Here is a 16558-nt window from a genome sequence, read left to right as displayed (position 1 = left end):
GGAACTATGAGAAATAATGAAATCGTTATACAAGGTGCCAGAGCACATAATCTGAAAAATATTGACGTTACCATTCCGCGCGACCAACTTGTCGTGATGACCGGTTTGTCAGGGTCTGGGAAATCCTCATTGGCATTTGACACTATTTATGCTGAGGGACAGCGAAGATATGTTGAATCATTGTCGGCATATGCACGCCAGTTTTTAGGTCAGATGGACAAGCCAGATGTCGATGTCATTGAAGGCTTATCGCCAGCGATTTCCATCGACCAAAAAACGACTAGCCGTAATCCGCGCTCTACAGTCGGTACAGTAACGGAAATTTATGATTATCTTCGATTGCTGTATGCACGTGTAGGGAAACCGATTTGTCCAATTCATGGCACGGAAATATCTTCGCAGACAATTCAACAAATGGTTGATCGACTTTTGCAATTGCCAGAGCGCTCTCGTATTCAAGTTCTTGCACCAATCGTTTCGGGTCGTAAAGGGACACATGTGAAGCTTATTGAAGATATTAAAAAACAAGGCTATGTGCGTATTCGCGTCAATGGAGAAATTATCGATTTAGATGACAATATTGAGTTGAATAAAAACAAAAAGCATAATATTGAAGTAGTCATTGATCGGATTGTGATGAAAGAAGATATCGCAGCCCGTTTAAGTGACTCCCTTGAATCCGCGTTACGCCTAGCAGAAGGTACCGTACTCATCGACGTTATGGACGGAGAAGAATTGCTGTTTAGCGAGCACCATGCTTGTCCATTATGTGGATTTTCAATAGGTGAGCTGGAGCCGCGGATGTTTTCGTTTAATAGTCCGTTTGGTGCTTGTCAGGATTGTGATGGCTTAGGAACGAAGCAAGAAGTCGATCCAGACCTCATTATCCCTGACTGGTCACGAACGTTAAGTGAGCACGCCATAGCACCGTGGGAGCCGACGAGTTCTCAATACTATCCTGAGTTATTAAAAACAGTCGCTGATCATTTTGGCATTTCAATGGACGTACCTGTTAGTGAATTGCCTAACGATGAATTGGATAAGCTATTAAAAGGCTCGCAAGACGAAAAAATTCGCTTCCGTTATACGAACGAATTTGGGGGCACGCGTGATAGCAATATTTATTTTGAAGGGGTTTTAGCGAATATTGAACGTCGCTTTAAAGAAACGTCCTCCGATTATATTCGTGAGCAAATGGAAAAGTATATGGCGCAGCGCCCTTGTCCGACATGTGCGGGCTATCGTTTAAAAGAAGAGACGCTTGCTGTAAAAGTAGCTGGAGTCCATATTGGTAAGGTCACGGAGTTGTCAATTGTTGAAGCGGATCAGTTTTTCAAAAATCTTCAACTATCTGAAAAAGATGCTCAAATTGCCAAGCTGATTTTACGTGAAATTGATGAACGACTTGGTTTCCTTATTAATGTAGGACTTGATTATTTAACTTTATCTAGAGCGTCAGGTACATTGTCAGGCGGCGAAGCGCAACGTATTCGATTAGCTACGCAAATTGGTTCACGGTTAACAGGTGTCCTCTATATTTTGGATGAACCATCTATCGGCTTGCATCAAAGAGACAATGATCGACTCATCGAGACATTGAAAAGCATGCGAGATATCGGCAATACACTCATCGTTGTTGAACATGATGAAGATACGATGATGGCAGCTGATTATTTGATTGATATCGGACCGGGTGCTGGTGTTGCGGGCGGCGAGATTGTTTCCGCTGGCACCCCCGACAAAGTGATGAATGATCCGAAATCGTTAACGGGCCAATATTTGAGTGGTAAGAAGTATATACCACTACCTGTTGAACGCCGTAAAGCAGACGGGCGAAAAATCTCCATTAAAGGCGCTTCTGAAAATAATTTAAAAAATGTTAATGTTGATATTCCACTTGGGCAGTTCATTGCTGTTACGGGCGTATCGGGTTCAGGGAAAAGTACGCTTATCAATGAAGTTCTTTACAAAGTACTTGCCCAGAAACTGAACCGTTCTAAACAAAAAGCGGGTCAACATAAATCTGTTGAAGGCCTTGAAGAACTAGAAAAAGTAATTGAAATCGACCAATCGCCAATCGGACGCACACCAAGGTCGAATCCGGCGACATATACGAGCATGTTCGATGATGTCCGTGATGTCTATGCTTCTACAAACGAAGCGAAGGTACGCGGGTATAAAAAAGGACGCTTTAGCTTTAACGTCAAAGGGGGTCGCTGTGAAGCTTGTCGCGGAGATGGCATTATCAAAATTGAAATGCATTTCCTCCCGGATGTCTATGTCCCTTGTGAAGTATGTCATGGCAAGCGCTATAATCGCGAAACATTGGAAGTACTCTACAAAGGCAAGAATATATCTGAAGTATTAGGGATGACTGTTGAAGATGCACTTGTCTTTTTTGAAAACATACCGAAAATCAGTCGTAAACTACAGACCATCGTTGATGTTGGACTCGGTTACATCCAATTGGGACAACCTGCAACAACTTTATCGGGCGGTGAAGCACAGCGTGTGAAATTAGCTTCTGAGCTACATAAACGCTCGAATGGTAAATCATTTTATATTCTCGATGAACCGACAACAGGACTGCATGTACATGATATCTCTAAGCTTTTGATTGTCCTGCAAAGACTTGTCGATACAGGCAATACTGTTCTCGTTATCGAGCATAACCTAGACGTCATTAAGACAGTCGATCATATTATCGACCTTGGACCTGAAGGCGGCGATAAGGGAGGACAAATTATTGCGACGGGGACACCAGAAAAAGTTGCAGAAAGTGACAAATCATATACCGGATATTATTTAAAGCCAATACTTGAACGAGATCGTCAACGAATGGCAGTTGCAATTGAAGCTGCTGAATCAAGATGAAACCTTTTTGGATGCCAGTCGTATATATAGATAACAAAACGGAGCAATCCGTATTACGATAATACTAGGAGGCGCAACGATGCAAAATGAACGACAACGAATTTTAGCGATGCTAGAAAACGGAACGATCACGACAGACGAGGCACTAACACTTCTAGAAACACTGGGACAATCCAAAGAAACATCAAATCCAGGTGAGACAGAGGAAGTAACCCTAAAGAAAAAAGAGTCTTTCAAACAAGAACAACAAGCGGATCAACAGCAGTCGGCGAAACAGGAATTTGAATTTGAACAAAAAGAAGATGAAGGTCCTTCTATGGATGAATTTCTAGATGATTTACGCAAGGATTTTTCCAATGTCGGTGAGCGCTTCATGCAGTTCATGCAAACAGCTGTCCAGAAAGTGAAATCCTTTGATTTTGATTCGCCTTTTGGCAACGCGATTACATTCAATCACGCACAGACAAAGCCAGCTAGTGGTGTGGATGAAGTGATTATTGATATTGATAACGGTAAAGTGACCATTCATCATGATGAAGTAGATGAAATTCGCGCAGAATTCACGGTGAAAACGTATACGGGAGACTCAGAAGAAAAAGCGAAAGCTGATTTCCTGGAAAAATTATTATTCGTCAATGACGAAGGAAAAGTTAGAATTTCAAGTGATTTGAAAATGATCCAAGTAAACGTAGAATTATTTGTACCTAAAAAAGAGTACGCAAAAATATCTGCACGTCTCTTAAACGGCTCATTCAAGATGAAAGATGCAATCGCAGAAACAGTGCGAATTAAAACAGCTAACGGGAAGATTGAAGTTGCTGGATTGACGTTTAAAGATGGTGAATTTGAAACGGCCAATGGTTCTATCGCATTAAATAATGTGAAGGGGAACAGCATCGAAGCAGAAACGTTGAATGGTCGTGTTTACATTGACGGCGCTGTGAAGGATGTAGAAGCACATTCGTTGAACGGGCATGTAGTTGTCACAACGACGGATCCAGAAGCGGAGAAAATCGATGCTAAAACGATGAGTGGGTCAGTTGAAATTTATATCCCGAGTGGAGTTGCCCTATCGGGTGAAATTGCTTCGAATATGGGACGTCTCGATTTACAGCTAGATGATATTAACCGTACTGCTGAGCAAGAACAATTGCTGCAACGCAGCATTCGTTTTAAAAAAGATGTCGAAGGCAATACAAGCCCACTCCACATTTATGGCGAAGCAAAAACGGGATCTGTTCTCGTTTGTTATAATGCAAAGCAAGAAAAGTGAGCCTAGAAAAGAGACTGCCTCAACACCATTGGATGGTGTTGAGGCAGTCTTTGTTTATCTTCATTCAGCAGAAGACTCCGACCTCCCCATGTGGAGAGATGAATGCTGTTTTGTTTCCTTGTTCAGCGGATGTCCAAACACCCGCTGAATGAAGATAAAGCCTCCGGCGGATGTCTTAAACTTTACCCCGATACACCCATGCTGTAATTGCAAAGGAAATTGCTCTGGCACATTGCTGTCGATAGGCTTGGTTCAGCAATAACGCAGCTTCCTGCCGATTCGTCATGAATCCGCATTCGATAAGTACGGCAGGCATTCGGGTTTCGCGTAAAACAGCGAAGTTAGCCTTTTTCACACCGCGATCTGTTCGGTTGCATGCCGATATGAGTGATCGTTGAACTAGGGAGGCGAGCACTACAGACCCTTTACTGGCAGTCGGATAAATGTAAGTCTCAATGCCATTTGCGCTATTCCAATTAGTTCCATAGGCATTTGCATGGATGGAGATGAACGCGTCGACATTCATTTTGTTGGCATAACTCGTTCGTTCAGAAAGTGGGACATCTTTGTGTTCATTGTGTGCGAAGAAGACTGTCAGCCCTTCTTTAACAAGATATTGTTTAACAAGATTTGCAACAGCGTTATTGAAGCTAAATTCTCGTAATACTTCATCCGGCGACCGTTTACCTGCTGTTTCCGGACCATGGCCAGCATCAATCATTATTTTCATCATATCTTCCCCTCCTTACCCTTTATATAGAAAAAAGAGGAGAAAAATGGACTACTGTAGTGCAAAATTTTTTCATTTCCAAAAGGGCATGTTAAAATGGGGAATAGATGTTTGAAAAATAGAAAAAGGGGGCACTATTATGTCTTTTGTAACAGTAAGAGATGTTCAAGAAGCGTTATTTCTAGAATTGAGTGCTGGAGAATCTGGGCTTGACCAACCAATACATACGAGTGATATTTCAAGACCTGGCCTTGAGATGGCAGGTTATTTTAATTTTTATTTGGCGGAACGCATCCAACTCCTTGGTAAAACAGAATTATCATTTTTTGAGAAATTGACGGATGATGAACGACTAGACCGAATGCAAAGGCTTTGTTCACCTAAACCACCAGCTATTATTGTGGCACATGAGATGGAAATACCGGTAGAATTGTTAGATGCCGCTACTGAGAACGGTGTTCCTTTGTTATTTACGGATGTTCCAACGACTCGTTTCTCGGGTATGCTGACGAATTTTTTGGGTGGTAGACTTGCACCGATGACGGCGCTCCATGGTGTGCTTGTCGATGTCTATGGAATTGGCGTACTCATCACAGGTAGTAGTGGTGTCGGGAAAAGTGAGACAGCTCTTGAACTTGTTAAGAGAGGACATCGACTTGTAGCGGATGACCTTGTGGAGATTAGACAAGTAGCGAAGAATGTACTCATTGGAAGTCCACCAAAGTTGCTTGAACATATGCTTGAAATCCGTGGTGTTGGAATCGTTGATATGATGACACTATTTGGTGCAAGTGCCATTAAAAGTGACAAGCGGATTTTGATAGTTGTTGATTTAGAAATTTGGGATCCAACTAAAATTTATGATCGACTTGGTATTGATGAGAAGAAGTTGAAAATTATGGATTCGGAATTGACGAAACTAACCGTTCCGGTACGTCCAGGTCGAAATCTGTCTGTTATTATTGAGGTGGCTGCGATGGATTATCGGATGAAAAGACTGGGAGTTAATGCAGCAGAAGAATTCGCGAATAGAGTGAATAGCGCCATTGTCAATAATCCAGAGCAGCCTAATGTGGAAGGGGCAGAATAATTTATGTTTGATTTACTAGCCATTAACCCAGTTGCCTTTTCTTTAGGCTCAATCGAAGTCAGGTGGTATGGTATTTTAATAGCACTTGGTATCGTACTGGCATTTATCGTCGTTCAAAAAGAAATGGTCAAACGAGGAATGCATCCAGATTTTCTAACGGATCTACTTATCTGGGCAGTTCCCATTTCAATTATATCTGCGCGTATCTATTACGTTATTTTTTCATGGGATTATTATAAAGACCATCCAGGGCAAATTATACAAATTTGGCAGGGTGGAATCGCCATTCATGGTGCACTCATTGGTGCATTTTTGACAGCATATATATATACGAAACGTCGTGGGATTTCATTTTGGAAAACAGTTGATATTGCGGCGGCTGGACTATTGATAGGTCAAATTATTGGGCGTTGGGGAAATTTTATGAATCAGGAAGCACATGGTGGTCCTGTTTCTGCCAAATTCCTTGAAACGACAATTATTCCGGATTGGATTATGAATCAAATGACCATCGAGGGCGTCACTTATCATCCGACATTTCTCTATGAGTCGATGTGGAATATCGTTGGACTTATTATTATTTTGCTACTACGTAAAGTGAGCTTGAAGCGGGGCGAAATGTTTTTGTTCTACCTTGTTTGGTATTCAGCGGGACGTTTCTTTATCGAAGGAATGCGTACAGATAGTTTATATGTGATTGGTGAGCTGAGAGCTGCACAACTGGTATCTGTTGTGACGATTATACTAGGAATCGCTATTTTTATCGTCAGACGCTATGTTCAAAAAGTTAAAGTGACGTATCAGGATAAATAAAAGGGGTTTACGAAATGGGGACGCTTCAAAATGGTCTGAAAGCAGGGTTACGGACAACGTGGACATTAGGGAAAATTATATTCCCTATTACTATCCTCGTCGTTATTTTACAGCATACACCTGTTTTGCCTTGGGTTATTCAGTTAATTGCACCGATTATGGGGTTATTCGGTTTAAGTGGAGAAGCTGCGATTCCGTTAGTGCTTGGTAACGCACTCAACTTATATGCAGGAATTGCAGGGATTCTATCGTTGGAATTGACGGTGAAGGAAGTATTCATCATCGCTGCTATGCTGTCATTTTCGCATAATTTGTTTATCGAAACGGGTGTTGCGCTGAAAGTCGGCGTGAAGCTGTGGATTGTACTGGTTGTGCGTTTTGGATTGGCAGCATTCTCGGGTATTATCATTAATCTATTATGGCAAGGCGGAGGCGAAACAGCACGTTATGGGATGGCCCCTAAAGTGACAGAACTGCCCGATGGCTGGTTAGAAATCGGCTTGCTGGGTGTCCAAAAAGCATCTTTTGGTGTGCTGCAACTGGCACTTATCGTCATTCCATTAATGATTATCGTGCAATTTTTGAAAGATCGGAATTACTTGCAAAAGTTTTCGGAGAAGCTGGCACCATTTACGAAAGTCATTGGTGTACAACCAAATGCATCTATGACGCTTGTGGCAGGATTAGTGATCGGCCTTGCCTATGGGGCTGGTGTCATGATTCAAGCTGTACAAGAGGATGGCGTTAGTAAGAAGGATGCAACTTTGGCGTTCATTTTTCTTGTAGCCTGTCATGCAGTTGTTGAAGATACGCTGATTTTTATGCCGCTAGGTATTCCTATTCTTCCGTTGCTGATAATCCGCATTGTGACGGCGTTCGTCTTGACCATTATCATTGCGTATGTTTGGAAACGGACCGAATTACAGAAAGAGAAAGAGGTGTCAGTTGCAGATGGCTAAACCAATTACGACATTGTTATTTGATTTTGATGGAACGTTAATGGATACGAATGAATTGATCATGCAGACGTTTGAATATGTTCTTGGGAATCGTTATCCAGGGAAATATGACCGGGTAGATATTTTGCCATTTTTGGGGCCGACGCTGTATGAAACGTTCCACTCGGTTGATCCTGACAGGACAGAGGAACTCATTGCTGAATATAGAGCATGGAATAGAAAGATGCACGATGAACTTGCCAGTGAGTTTGACGGTGTCTCTGAAACGTTGAAGTTGCTAAAGGCGGCGGGTTTGAAAATGGCAGTCGTCTCGACGAAGAGAAATGATATGCTCTTCAAAGGACTCGATCTCCTCGAGGTAGATAATGTCTTTGACGCTGTAATTGGAATGGATGACGTAACAAAAACGAAGCCAGATCCAGAGCCGATTTTACTGGCGCTTGAACGACTGGGAGCTACTGCGGACGAAGCCCTCATGGTCGGTGATAATTACCATGATATTGAGGGTGGAAAAAATGCGGGGGTCCGTACGGCGGGTGTGGCGTGGTCTGCAAAAGGAGAAGCGTTTTTACAGACGTTTCAACCGGATTATATGCTACAGCATATTACGGATTTATTACGCATTGTAAAAGGTGAAGAGGTTTGAGACGTACTGAACGGCACCCGGCAAAAGGCGGAGCAAACTCACTGTGGCATATTTACAAAACAGTATCGTTTTTCAAGGTGGCAAAAAACTTTGCAGTGATTCAATTGTCTAGATATACACCCTTTATCCCGATGAAAAATTTTCTGTTTCGCACATTTTTAAAAATGGAAGTGGGACAAAAAACTTCATTTGCGCTCATGGTCATGCCGGATGTTATGTTTCCAGAGCGAATTAAAGTAGGAGATAACTCGATTATTGGTTTTAACACAACCATTCTTGCCCATGAATATTTGATCGATGAATATCGTATTGGCGATGTTGTAATTGGCAAAAATGTGTTGATTGGAGCGAATACGACGATTCTTCCGGGTGTGGAAATTGGTGACGGGGCAATTATTTCTGCAGCATCTCTCGTTAACCGAGATATTCCACCAGGTGTCTTTGCAGGTGGAAATCCGGTAGCTATCATCTTTACACAAGAACAGATGAGAGAGCGTCAGCAAAATAATTGAAAAAGAATTGCGTTGGTGTAAGTTATGTTATAATAGGCAACAATACGGGAAGGAACGTATAGCGCGTTCCTTCTTATTTTTTCGGGGGAATATGATTGGACAAACAGCGTAAGATGCAGGATAAAAAAATTATTTCGTTCATTCCAGACGGTGAATTTTATTATAATAAAGCACTTCAGGCGATGCAGCGTGACCGTTTTGATGATGCGCATAGATATTTGAAAAGAGCCACGGAATTGAGTCCGAATGATTCCGATATTCTTATGCAATATGGTGTGCTCGTCATGGAGGAAGGCCGTTTTGAGGAAGCCCATGAACTACTGATGACTGCACATACAATAGCACCATCTGAAGAGGAAATTATTTTCTATTTGGCGGAAGTGCATGCGCATCTGGGGATGTTGCGTGATGCTAGAATGTATGCGGAAAAGTATATAGAGCTCGATCCAGATGGTCCGTTTGCAGATGAATCGATGGAGATTATCGACTTTGCAGAACAAGAAGAACCCTTTAATAAAGAAGATGAAATGCCTGATGGCGAAGTCTATTTTCTTCAAGAAAAAGCACGGAGTCTTATGGAGTCAGGTAAGTTTGACGAAGCAGTAGAACTACTTGAGTCGATTATTGTGGATTACCCAGAGTTTTGGGCAGCTTACAATAACCTGGCGTTAGCTTATTTTTATGTTGGTAAAACGGAGCAGGCTAGTGTGTTGTTACATGAAATTTTAAGTAAAAACAAGGGGAATATACACGCTCTCTGCAATCTTGCGGTCTTTTATTATTATGAAAAAAAAGAAGAAGAGTTAGAGTCGCTTGTTGATTTGTTAGTGAAGATTAAGCCTTATCAATTCGAACATCGTTACAAGCTAGGAGCGACATTTGCGCTTGTAGGTAGACATAAAGAGGCTTATAACTGGCTGCGAAGTTTACAAAAGCGTGGTTTTCAAGGAGATGCAGGCTATTATTTCTGGTTATCGCATTGTGCTTACTTTTCCGGACATGAGGAAGTGGCAAGAGAAGCGTATGCAACATTAGTGGAGATGGATCCGACGAAGGTTGGATATGAGCCGTGGAAGGATGTCCAATCAGATATTCAAGCCGATTCACTTGAACAGGATCGGGAGTTTTTGTTGGACAAAATTCAAAATAGTTACAGAAGTGAGCGGATGTTTGGATTTTATTTGCTCGGTAAGTCAGGTCATAAGCAGGAAATTATCTCACATCCTTCTTATATTGATGTGGATAAATTAAGTGATTTGGAGAAATTGTTCTTGGCGAGTGGAATCGATTATGATTTCATGCCAGCAACGACTTTTGACAAATCGTTTTTAAGGGCACTTGAAACGACGGATTTGCTTTATGCCAAGTATCGGCCGTTGGATAAGCAAGCGACACATCTTTTCCAAATGTGGTTTACACTTTGTGAAACGGGACTGAGTCGTTATTATCTGTTCCGTAATCCAGCTGCACTTGCGGCTGCAGCCGATTATATGTTCCAATCATCGCGTTATTCGGGTGTTACGAAAAAGGCAATTGCGCAAGACTTTGGTATATCTGTTCCAACGTTAACGAAGTATGTGGAGGAATTAATCGAATTTCTGCCACATTTTGATGCGTAATCGACTACTTAACAAGCAGAAAAGTTGAACGAGGCTAGCCAATCTTATACGATTTGGAAAGAATCAATGTAGTCAAGGAGGAAATTTACATGACAACCGAAAAAATCTATGATGTCATTATTATTGGTGCTGGGCCTGCTGGAATGACAGCGGCTGTTTATACATCTCGCGGGAATTTGTCGACGTTAATGTTGGAACGCGGAATACCTGGTGGTCAAATGGCCAATACAGAGGAAATTGAAAACTATCCTGGATTTGAAACGATTTTAGGTCCGGATTTATCTACAAAAATGTTTGAGCATGCGAAGAAATTCGGTGCTGAATATGCATATGGCGATGTAACAGACGTAATTGATGGCGAAAGCTTTAAAACAATTGTTGCGGGTGGCAAAGAATATAAAGCGCGTGCCATTATTATTACAACGGGTGCGGAATATCGAAAAATGGGTATTCCAGGTGAGAATGATTTGACTGGCCGTGGTGTAAGTTATTGTGCGGTTTGTGACGGTGCATTCTTCCGCAAAAAAGAGCTTGTCGTTATCGGTGGTGGTGACTCTGCTGTTGAAGAGGGATCGTATTTAACACGCTTTGCAGACAAAGTAACGATTGTTCACCGTCGTGATGAGTTGCGTGCACAAAAGATTCTTCAAGATCGTGCGTTTGCGAACGACAAGATTGACTTTGTGTGGAATTCAACGGTTAAACAAGTGAACGACAAAGATGGTAAGGTCGGTTCAGTTACACTTGTTTCAACGATTGATGGTTCGGAAAAGGAATTTGAAACAGATGGTGTGTTCGTCTATATTGGAATGGATCCATTAACAGCTCCTTTTGAAAAACTAGGTATTCTTGATGAAAATGGCTATGTAAAGACGAATGACATTATGGAAACGTCTGTGCCAGGAATTTACGCTGCTGGGGATGTGCGTGAAAAATTGTTACGCCAAGTAGTTACAGCAACAGGTGACGGCAGTATTGCCGCGCAAGCTGTGCAAAAATATGTTGAAGAGCTGATGGAAAAACTAGGTGCTAAAGCCTAGTACTTTAGGGTAACTTATTTTAACGTAACCTTAATATGGTTGTAACAGGAATGCAACATCTTAAAGGTATACTAGAAGTATCAATTGACCCCCCTTTTGATATAGCTACTTACAAAAAAGGCCATCTACTAGAATTTCCTAGTAGATGGCCTCCTTTTTCGTTTTGTTTATCTCGAATCCGTTGTATAATGAATGTATGCGCTTAAAAAGGTGAGGATAGACAAATGCAAAAAATCGCAAACTTAGTCGTTGTGAAAGACGGTCAAGTATTATTATTAAAAAAACCACGTCGGGATTGGTATGTAGCGCCAGGAGGAAAAATGGACCCCGGCGAGTCGGTATACGAGTCTGCAATGAGGGAGTTCATGGAAGAAACAGGTGCTGAAGCTGTTGAGCCGCATTTAAAGGGCGTTTACACAATGGTTATGATGGATGACGCTGGGCAGCGCGTTTTGGATGAGTGGATGCTCTATACATTTATGGCACGTGATCTAATTGGGGTTCCCTTTGAGACAACGGCAGAAGGGGTGCTTGAATGGCATCCTGTTGCGAGTTTACAAACCCTTCCAATGGCGGAGGGGGATCGCACAAATTTACTGTTTGCTGTCACGCAATATGGCACGCAATATGGTACTTTTTCTTACACGGAAGACTTTAAATTATTGAAAGAAGAAATTCAACGATCAAAGGAAGGTGATGGACGATGACGGAAATAGAAACACCAAATAGCGATGTAGAAATTGTCATTATTACAGGCATGTCAGGTGCAGGTAAGACAGTAGCGATGCAAAGCTTCGAGGATCTTGGGTTTTATTGTATAGATAATTTGCCACCGGAATTGTTAGTCATGTTCCTTGACCTTATGATGAAGTCGGAAAATCGAATGAGACGTATCGCAGCTGTTATGGATACGCGGGGCGGCGACCTTTTCGATTCGCTCATCGGCGCGCTCGATGATCTGCTACGGATGGAAGGTGTATCTTCACGTATCTTATTCCTTGATGCAGATGATGAGACGCTTGTCCGGCGCTATAAAGAAACGAGACGCTCGCATCCTTTAGCGGAAGGTGGATTACTGCTAACAGGTATTCGCAAAGAACGCCTTTTGCTATCTGAATTGAAAGGAAGAGCACGCTCTATTTATCAAACCTCGAGCTTGAAGCCAAGAGCATTACGTGAAAAAATTATGGCTGAATTCTCTACAAAAGAAGGTGCTGGTTTCACTGTAAACTTTATCTCATTTGGCTTTAAGCATGGAATGCCAATAGATGCTGACGTCGTATTTGATGTACGATTCCTGCCGAATCCATTTTATATTCAGGAGTTAAAGGTGCAAACGGGGCTTGATAAAGATGTGTACGACTATGTATTGAAGTGGAGCGATACACAAATACTCATTGAAAAATTGTCCGATTTGTTTAAGTTTTTAATTCCGCAGTATAAAAATGAAGGCAAATCGCAAGCTGTCGTCGCGTTTGGTTGTACAGGAGGGCAGCATCGTTCAGTCACGCTAGCCGAATTTTTTGGAGCGAGATTTAAGGATGAATACCGGACTCTCATAACGCATCGAGATATTGAAAAGAGAAAGGAATGACATCATGTCTCGATCCGGTAAATTGAAAAAAGTAGTTGCCTTCGGTGGCGGAACCGGATTGTCTACACTGTTACGAGGTCTAAAGAGTCATCATATTGACTTGACGGCAGTTGTGTCTGTGGCTGATGATGGAGGAAGCTCGGGTAGACTTCTTGACGAATACGATATCCCCCCTCCGGGTGATATCCGTCAGGTCTTGGCAGCGCTTTCAGATGTTGAACCCCTTATCGAGAGGATGTTTCAATACCGTTTTTCATCCTCGGAAGATTTGAAAGGGCATTCACTAGGCAATTTAATGCTAGCTGCGATGACAGATATTACAGGTGATTTTGCCCGTGCTATCGAGCAAATGAGTTTCGTGTTGAATATTAAAGGAAAAGTGTTACCGGCTGCTAATCAAAGGATTACATTGCATGCGGAACTGGAAGATGGCACAATCGTAACAGGAGAGTCTAAAATTCCGGTATATGGTCGGAAAATCCGTAAGGTGTATATGTCTCCCCAAGAAGCAGAGCCACTCCCAGAAACTGTTGATACGATAATGGGTGCGGACTTACTTGTTTTTGGTCCAGGTAGTTTGTATACAAGCATTTTACCGACAATACTCGTTCCAGCGATACGTGAAGCCGTTCTAGCATGTAAGGCGAAAAAAATATATATTGGTAATTTGACGACGCAAGCAGGCGAAACGTATCGCTATACTGCCTCAGAGCATGTCCAAGCGTTATATGATCACGCAGGCGAAGCATTCCTAGATGCGGTATTATTGAATGGCGCCGACATTGCGGTGTTGTTAGGTAAGAAGGAGCAAACGGAACCACCGTGGTCTGTTATTAACGATTTGGAGAACATTCAACGACTTGTCCCTGATGTCATTGTGAAGAATATAGCGTTGGTGAATGGTAAAAATGTGATGCATGACTCTGATAAAGTTGCTAATTTGCTCATGGATTATATAGATAGTGCTATAAAAACGGATTAGACGTGATCGTCGCCGGGAAAGGGGACTTGAAAAATCATGTCTTTTGCTTCAGAGACAAAGAAAGAAATGACTCAAATTGAGGCGGATGATTGTTGTGTAAAGGCGGAGGTAGCAGCTTTCATTAGAATGAATGGTGCACTGTCCTTTTCAAACAAACAACTAAGCCTTGATGTGCAAACTGAAAATGCCGCGATTGCGAGGCGTTTGTATTCAAATTTAAAACGCTTGTATCCCTATAAGGTAGAACTGCTTGTGCGGAAAAAAATGCGTTTGAAAAAAAATAATGTGTATATTTGCCGAATAAGAGACGGTGCAAAGCCGCTTCTAGAAGATTTACTTATTTTGACCGGCACTTTTCAATTTAAAAATGAAATATCACCGGCAATCGTAAAAAAGAAATGCTGTCAGCGGGCATATTTAAGAGGTGCCTTTCTAGCGGGTGGTTCGGTTAACAATCCTGAGACATCCTCTTATCATCTTGAAATTTTTTCGATTTACAAGGAGCATAGTGAAGCACTTGTTGAATTGATGAATAAGTATCAGCTTAATGGCAAGTCGATTGAACGCAAAAAAGGGTATATTGCCTATTTGAAGGAAGCTGAGAAAATATCAGACTTTCTAAGCATTGTTGGAGCGCATGTCTCCTTGATGAAATTTGAGGATGTGCGAATCATTCGCGATATGCGAAATAGCGTAAACAGGCTTGTCAATTGTGAAACTGCGAATTTGAATAAGACAATTGGGGCTGCTCAGCGCCAAGTTGAAAACATAAAATTTATCGAGAGTACAATTGGTTTAGGGCAATTGCCTGATAGATTACAAGAAATTGCAAGACTACGTGTGGACAATCAGGATATTACATTGAAAGAGCTTGGCGAATTGGTTTCAGGTGGAACGGTTAGTAAGTCAGGCGTGAATCATCGTTTAAGAAAAATAGAGGAAATTGCAGAAAATCTCCGTAATGGGGGCATTGGAAGCTGACAAATAGACAGGAGTTGGGGAATTCATGGCAGAACAAACAGTGGAAGTGAAATTGAAATCAGGTTTACAAGCAAGGCAAGCAGCACTTTTTGTCCAGGAGGCAAATCGTTTTACATCAGATGTGTTTTTGAAGAAAGAAAACCGGCAAGTAAATGCGAAAAGTATTATGGGGATAATGAGTCTCGCAATCGCACGAGGCACATCGGTTACACTCATTGCTGAAGGCATTGACGAAGAACAGGCGTTAAGTACACTTTCCGTCCTTGTTGAAAATGAAAAATAAATAACAAACCTAGCCGTTTTCGTATCGTAATTTGATAGTTGGAGACGGTTTTTTATTATGAATAATGAGAGAAGTTGAGGGCTAAGCTTTTTGGGGCAATAAAATACCCGTCATTGCATACACAATGACGGGTGGGAATGCCCTCGGCGGGAGTCGAACCCACATTTTAAGCTTCGGAGGCTTACGTGCTATCCATTGCACCACGAGGACCCATTATTCATAAACTGCCTTGTAGCAGACAAACTCCATTATACTAATGCGGTTAGACGAATGCAATAGTTATTTTGGGAGCGTTATATTTGACCTTTGTTGACCATACTATGTATGATAAAATTACAGTTGAAGCGGAAGTGCGTTTCAACAGACTGACAACACTATCCACCTTGAAGGAGGAAATGGAATGAATCTAATACCTACAGTAATTGAACAGACGAGTCGTGGAGAGCGGGCTTACGATATTTATTCCCGTTTATTGAAAGACAGAATTATTATGCTTGGTAGTGCAATTGACGACAACGTGTCAAACTCTATCGTCGCACAGCTTTTATTCCTTGAAGCAGAAGATCCAGAAAAAGATATCTCGATTTACATCAATAGCCCAGGCGGAAGTATTACAGCTGGGATGGCAATTTACGATACAATGCAGTTCATCAAACCTGATGTACAAACAATTTGTATCGGGATGGCTGCTTCAATGGGTTCTTTCCTTCTTGCAGCTGGTACGAAAGGTAAGCGATATTCTCTTCCAAATGCGGAAGTGATGATTCACCAGCCACTTGGCGGTGCACAAGGCCAGGCGACAGAAATTGAAATTGCAGCGAAGCGTATTCTGTTCCTTCGTGAGAAGCTAAACAGCATTCTTGCAGAGCGTACAGGACAATCGATTGAAGTTCTTGCAAGAGACACTGATCGCGATAACTTTATGACAGCAGAACGTGCAAAGGAATACGGTTTGATTGACCACATTATTTCAAATAGCGATATGAAAGAAAAAAAATAATCACGTTGAAGCCGATCCATTGAATGGATCGGCTTTTCTTAGATTATTTTTACATATGAAGAAAGTTTAGTGTGGTTTTTAGTAATTGGTGTGTTGTGGAGACAATTATATCGGTTAGGAAAAAGTGAATTTATCCATTGGAAGCGCTTATTATCAATTCTC

The 16558-nt window shown here is 41.8% G+C and carries 16 protein-coding genes and 1 tRNA gene; 15 read left to right on the top strand and 2 right to left on the bottom strand.

Annotated elements, in window-relative coordinates; translation table 11 throughout:
- The first annotated feature begins 6 nt into the window (after positions 1 to 6).
- Positions 7 to 2874 (top strand): excinuclease ABC subunit UvrA, encoded by a 2868-nt coding sequence (gene uvrA, locus MKZ10_RS16975; protein ID WP_342506188.1) that lies wholly within the window; start codon positions 7 to 9, stop codon positions 2872 to 2874.
- A gap of 79 nt (positions 2875 to 2953) precedes the next feature.
- Complete coding sequence (locus MKZ10_RS16970; protein WP_342506186.1) at positions 2954 to 4147, top strand: DUF4097 family beta strand repeat-containing protein; 1194 nt, start codon at positions 2954 to 2956, stop codon at positions 4145 to 4147.
- 175 nt (positions 4148 to 4322) lie between these two features.
- Here the strand turns inward: MKZ10_RS16970 and MKZ10_RS16965 are convergent, their stop codons facing one another.
- Positions 4323 to 4880, bottom strand: a complete 558-nt coding sequence (locus MKZ10_RS16965; protein WP_342506184.1) for an N-acetylmuramoyl-L-alanine amidase — start codon at positions 4878 to 4880, stop codon at positions 4323 to 4325.
- 136 nt (positions 4881 to 5016) lie between these two features.
- Between MKZ10_RS16965 and hprK the strand changes: the two genes are divergently transcribed.
- The 12 genes from hprK (at position 5017) to MKZ10_RS16905 (ending at position 15396) form a co-directional block, all read left to right on the top strand.
- Positions 5017 to 5967, top strand: a complete 951-nt coding sequence (hprK, locus tag MKZ10_RS16960) for an HPr(Ser) kinase/phosphatase (protein WP_342506182.1) — start codon at positions 5017 to 5019, stop codon at positions 5965 to 5967.
- 3 nt (positions 5968 to 5970) lie between these two features.
- Positions 5971 to 6780 carry a prolipoprotein diacylglyceryl transferase gene (gene lgt / locus MKZ10_RS16955; protein ID WP_342506181.1) on the top strand — a complete coding sequence of 270 codons (810 nt, stop codon included), beginning with the start codon at positions 5971 to 5973 and terminating at the stop codon, positions 6778 to 6780.
- 14 nt (positions 6781 to 6794) lie between these two features.
- A complete protein-coding gene (locus MKZ10_RS16950) occupies positions 6795 to 7739 on the top strand; it encodes a nucleoside recognition domain-containing protein (protein WP_342506179.1) in 945 nt (314 codons plus the stop codon).
- Complete coding sequence (gene ppaX / locus MKZ10_RS16945; protein ID WP_342506177.1) at positions 7732 to 8385, top strand: pyrophosphatase PpaX; 654 nt, start codon at positions 7732 to 7734, stop codon at positions 8383 to 8385. Before MKZ10_RS16950 ends, ppaX begins: the two co-directional genes overlap by 8 nt.
- Positions 8382 to 8897 carry an acyltransferase gene (locus tag MKZ10_RS16940; protein ID WP_342506175.1) on the top strand — a complete coding sequence of 172 codons (516 nt, stop codon included), beginning with the start codon at positions 8382 to 8384 and terminating at the stop codon, positions 8895 to 8897. Before ppaX ends, MKZ10_RS16940 begins: the two co-directional genes overlap by 4 nt.
- 95 nt (positions 8898 to 8992) lie before the next feature.
- The gene (locus tag MKZ10_RS16935) at positions 8993 to 10516 is read left to right on the top strand and encodes a tetratricopeptide repeat protein (protein WP_342506173.1); all 1524 of its coding nucleotides are present in this window, start codon (positions 8993 to 8995) and stop codon (positions 10514 to 10516) included.
- A gap of 89 nt (positions 10517 to 10605) precedes the next feature.
- Entirely contained in the window at positions 10606 to 11556 is a 951-nt protein-coding gene (gene trxB, locus MKZ10_RS16930) for a thioredoxin-disulfide reductase (RefSeq protein ID WP_203248703.1), read from the top strand.
- A gap of 224 nt (positions 11557 to 11780) precedes the next feature.
- Positions 11781 to 12263 carry an NUDIX domain-containing protein gene (locus MKZ10_RS16925; RefSeq protein WP_342506167.1) on the top strand — a complete coding sequence of 161 codons (483 nt, stop codon included), beginning with the start codon at positions 11781 to 11783 and terminating at the stop codon, positions 12261 to 12263.
- Entirely contained in the window at positions 12260 to 13150 is an 891-nt protein-coding gene (rapZ, locus tag MKZ10_RS16920) for an RNase adapter RapZ (RefSeq protein WP_342506165.1), read from the top strand. Before MKZ10_RS16925 ends, rapZ begins: the two co-directional genes overlap by 4 nt.
- 4 nt (positions 13151 to 13154) lie before the next feature.
- Positions 13155 to 14132, top strand: coding sequence for a gluconeogenesis factor YvcK family protein (locus MKZ10_RS16915; RefSeq protein ID WP_342506163.1), 978 nt, complete (start codon positions 13155 to 13157; stop codon positions 14130 to 14132).
- 36 nt (positions 14133 to 14168) lie between these two features.
- A complete protein-coding gene (gene whiA, locus MKZ10_RS16910; RefSeq protein ID WP_342506161.1) occupies positions 14169 to 15113 on the top strand; it encodes a DNA-binding protein WhiA in 945 nt (314 codons plus the stop codon).
- Between the two features lie 25 nt (positions 15114 to 15138).
- A complete protein-coding gene (locus tag MKZ10_RS16905) occupies positions 15139 to 15396 on the top strand; it encodes an HPr family phosphocarrier protein (protein WP_342506159.1) in 258 nt (85 codons plus the stop codon).
- A gap of 138 nt (positions 15397 to 15534) precedes the next feature.
- On the opposite strand, the gene MKZ10_RS16900 is transcribed toward MKZ10_RS16905, so the two are convergent.
- Positions 15535 to 15606: transfer RNA gene (locus MKZ10_RS16900), tRNA-Arg, on the bottom strand.
- A gap of 190 nt (positions 15607 to 15796) precedes the next feature.
- Between MKZ10_RS16900 and clpP the strand changes: the two genes are divergently transcribed.
- Positions 15797 to 16396 (top strand): ATP-dependent Clp endopeptidase proteolytic subunit ClpP, encoded by a 600-nt coding sequence (clpP, locus tag MKZ10_RS16895; RefSeq protein ID WP_342506158.1) that lies wholly within the window; start codon positions 15797 to 15799, stop codon positions 16394 to 16396.
- Positions 16397 to 16558: the final 162 nt, after the last annotated feature.

This window comes from Sporosarcina sp. FSL K6-2383 (assembly GCF_038618305.1).
In the GTDB taxonomy this organism is placed as follows: Bacteria; Bacillota; Bacilli; order Bacillales_A; family Planococcaceae; genus Sporosarcina.
This window is presented reverse-complemented; position numbering and strand designations above follow the sequence as displayed.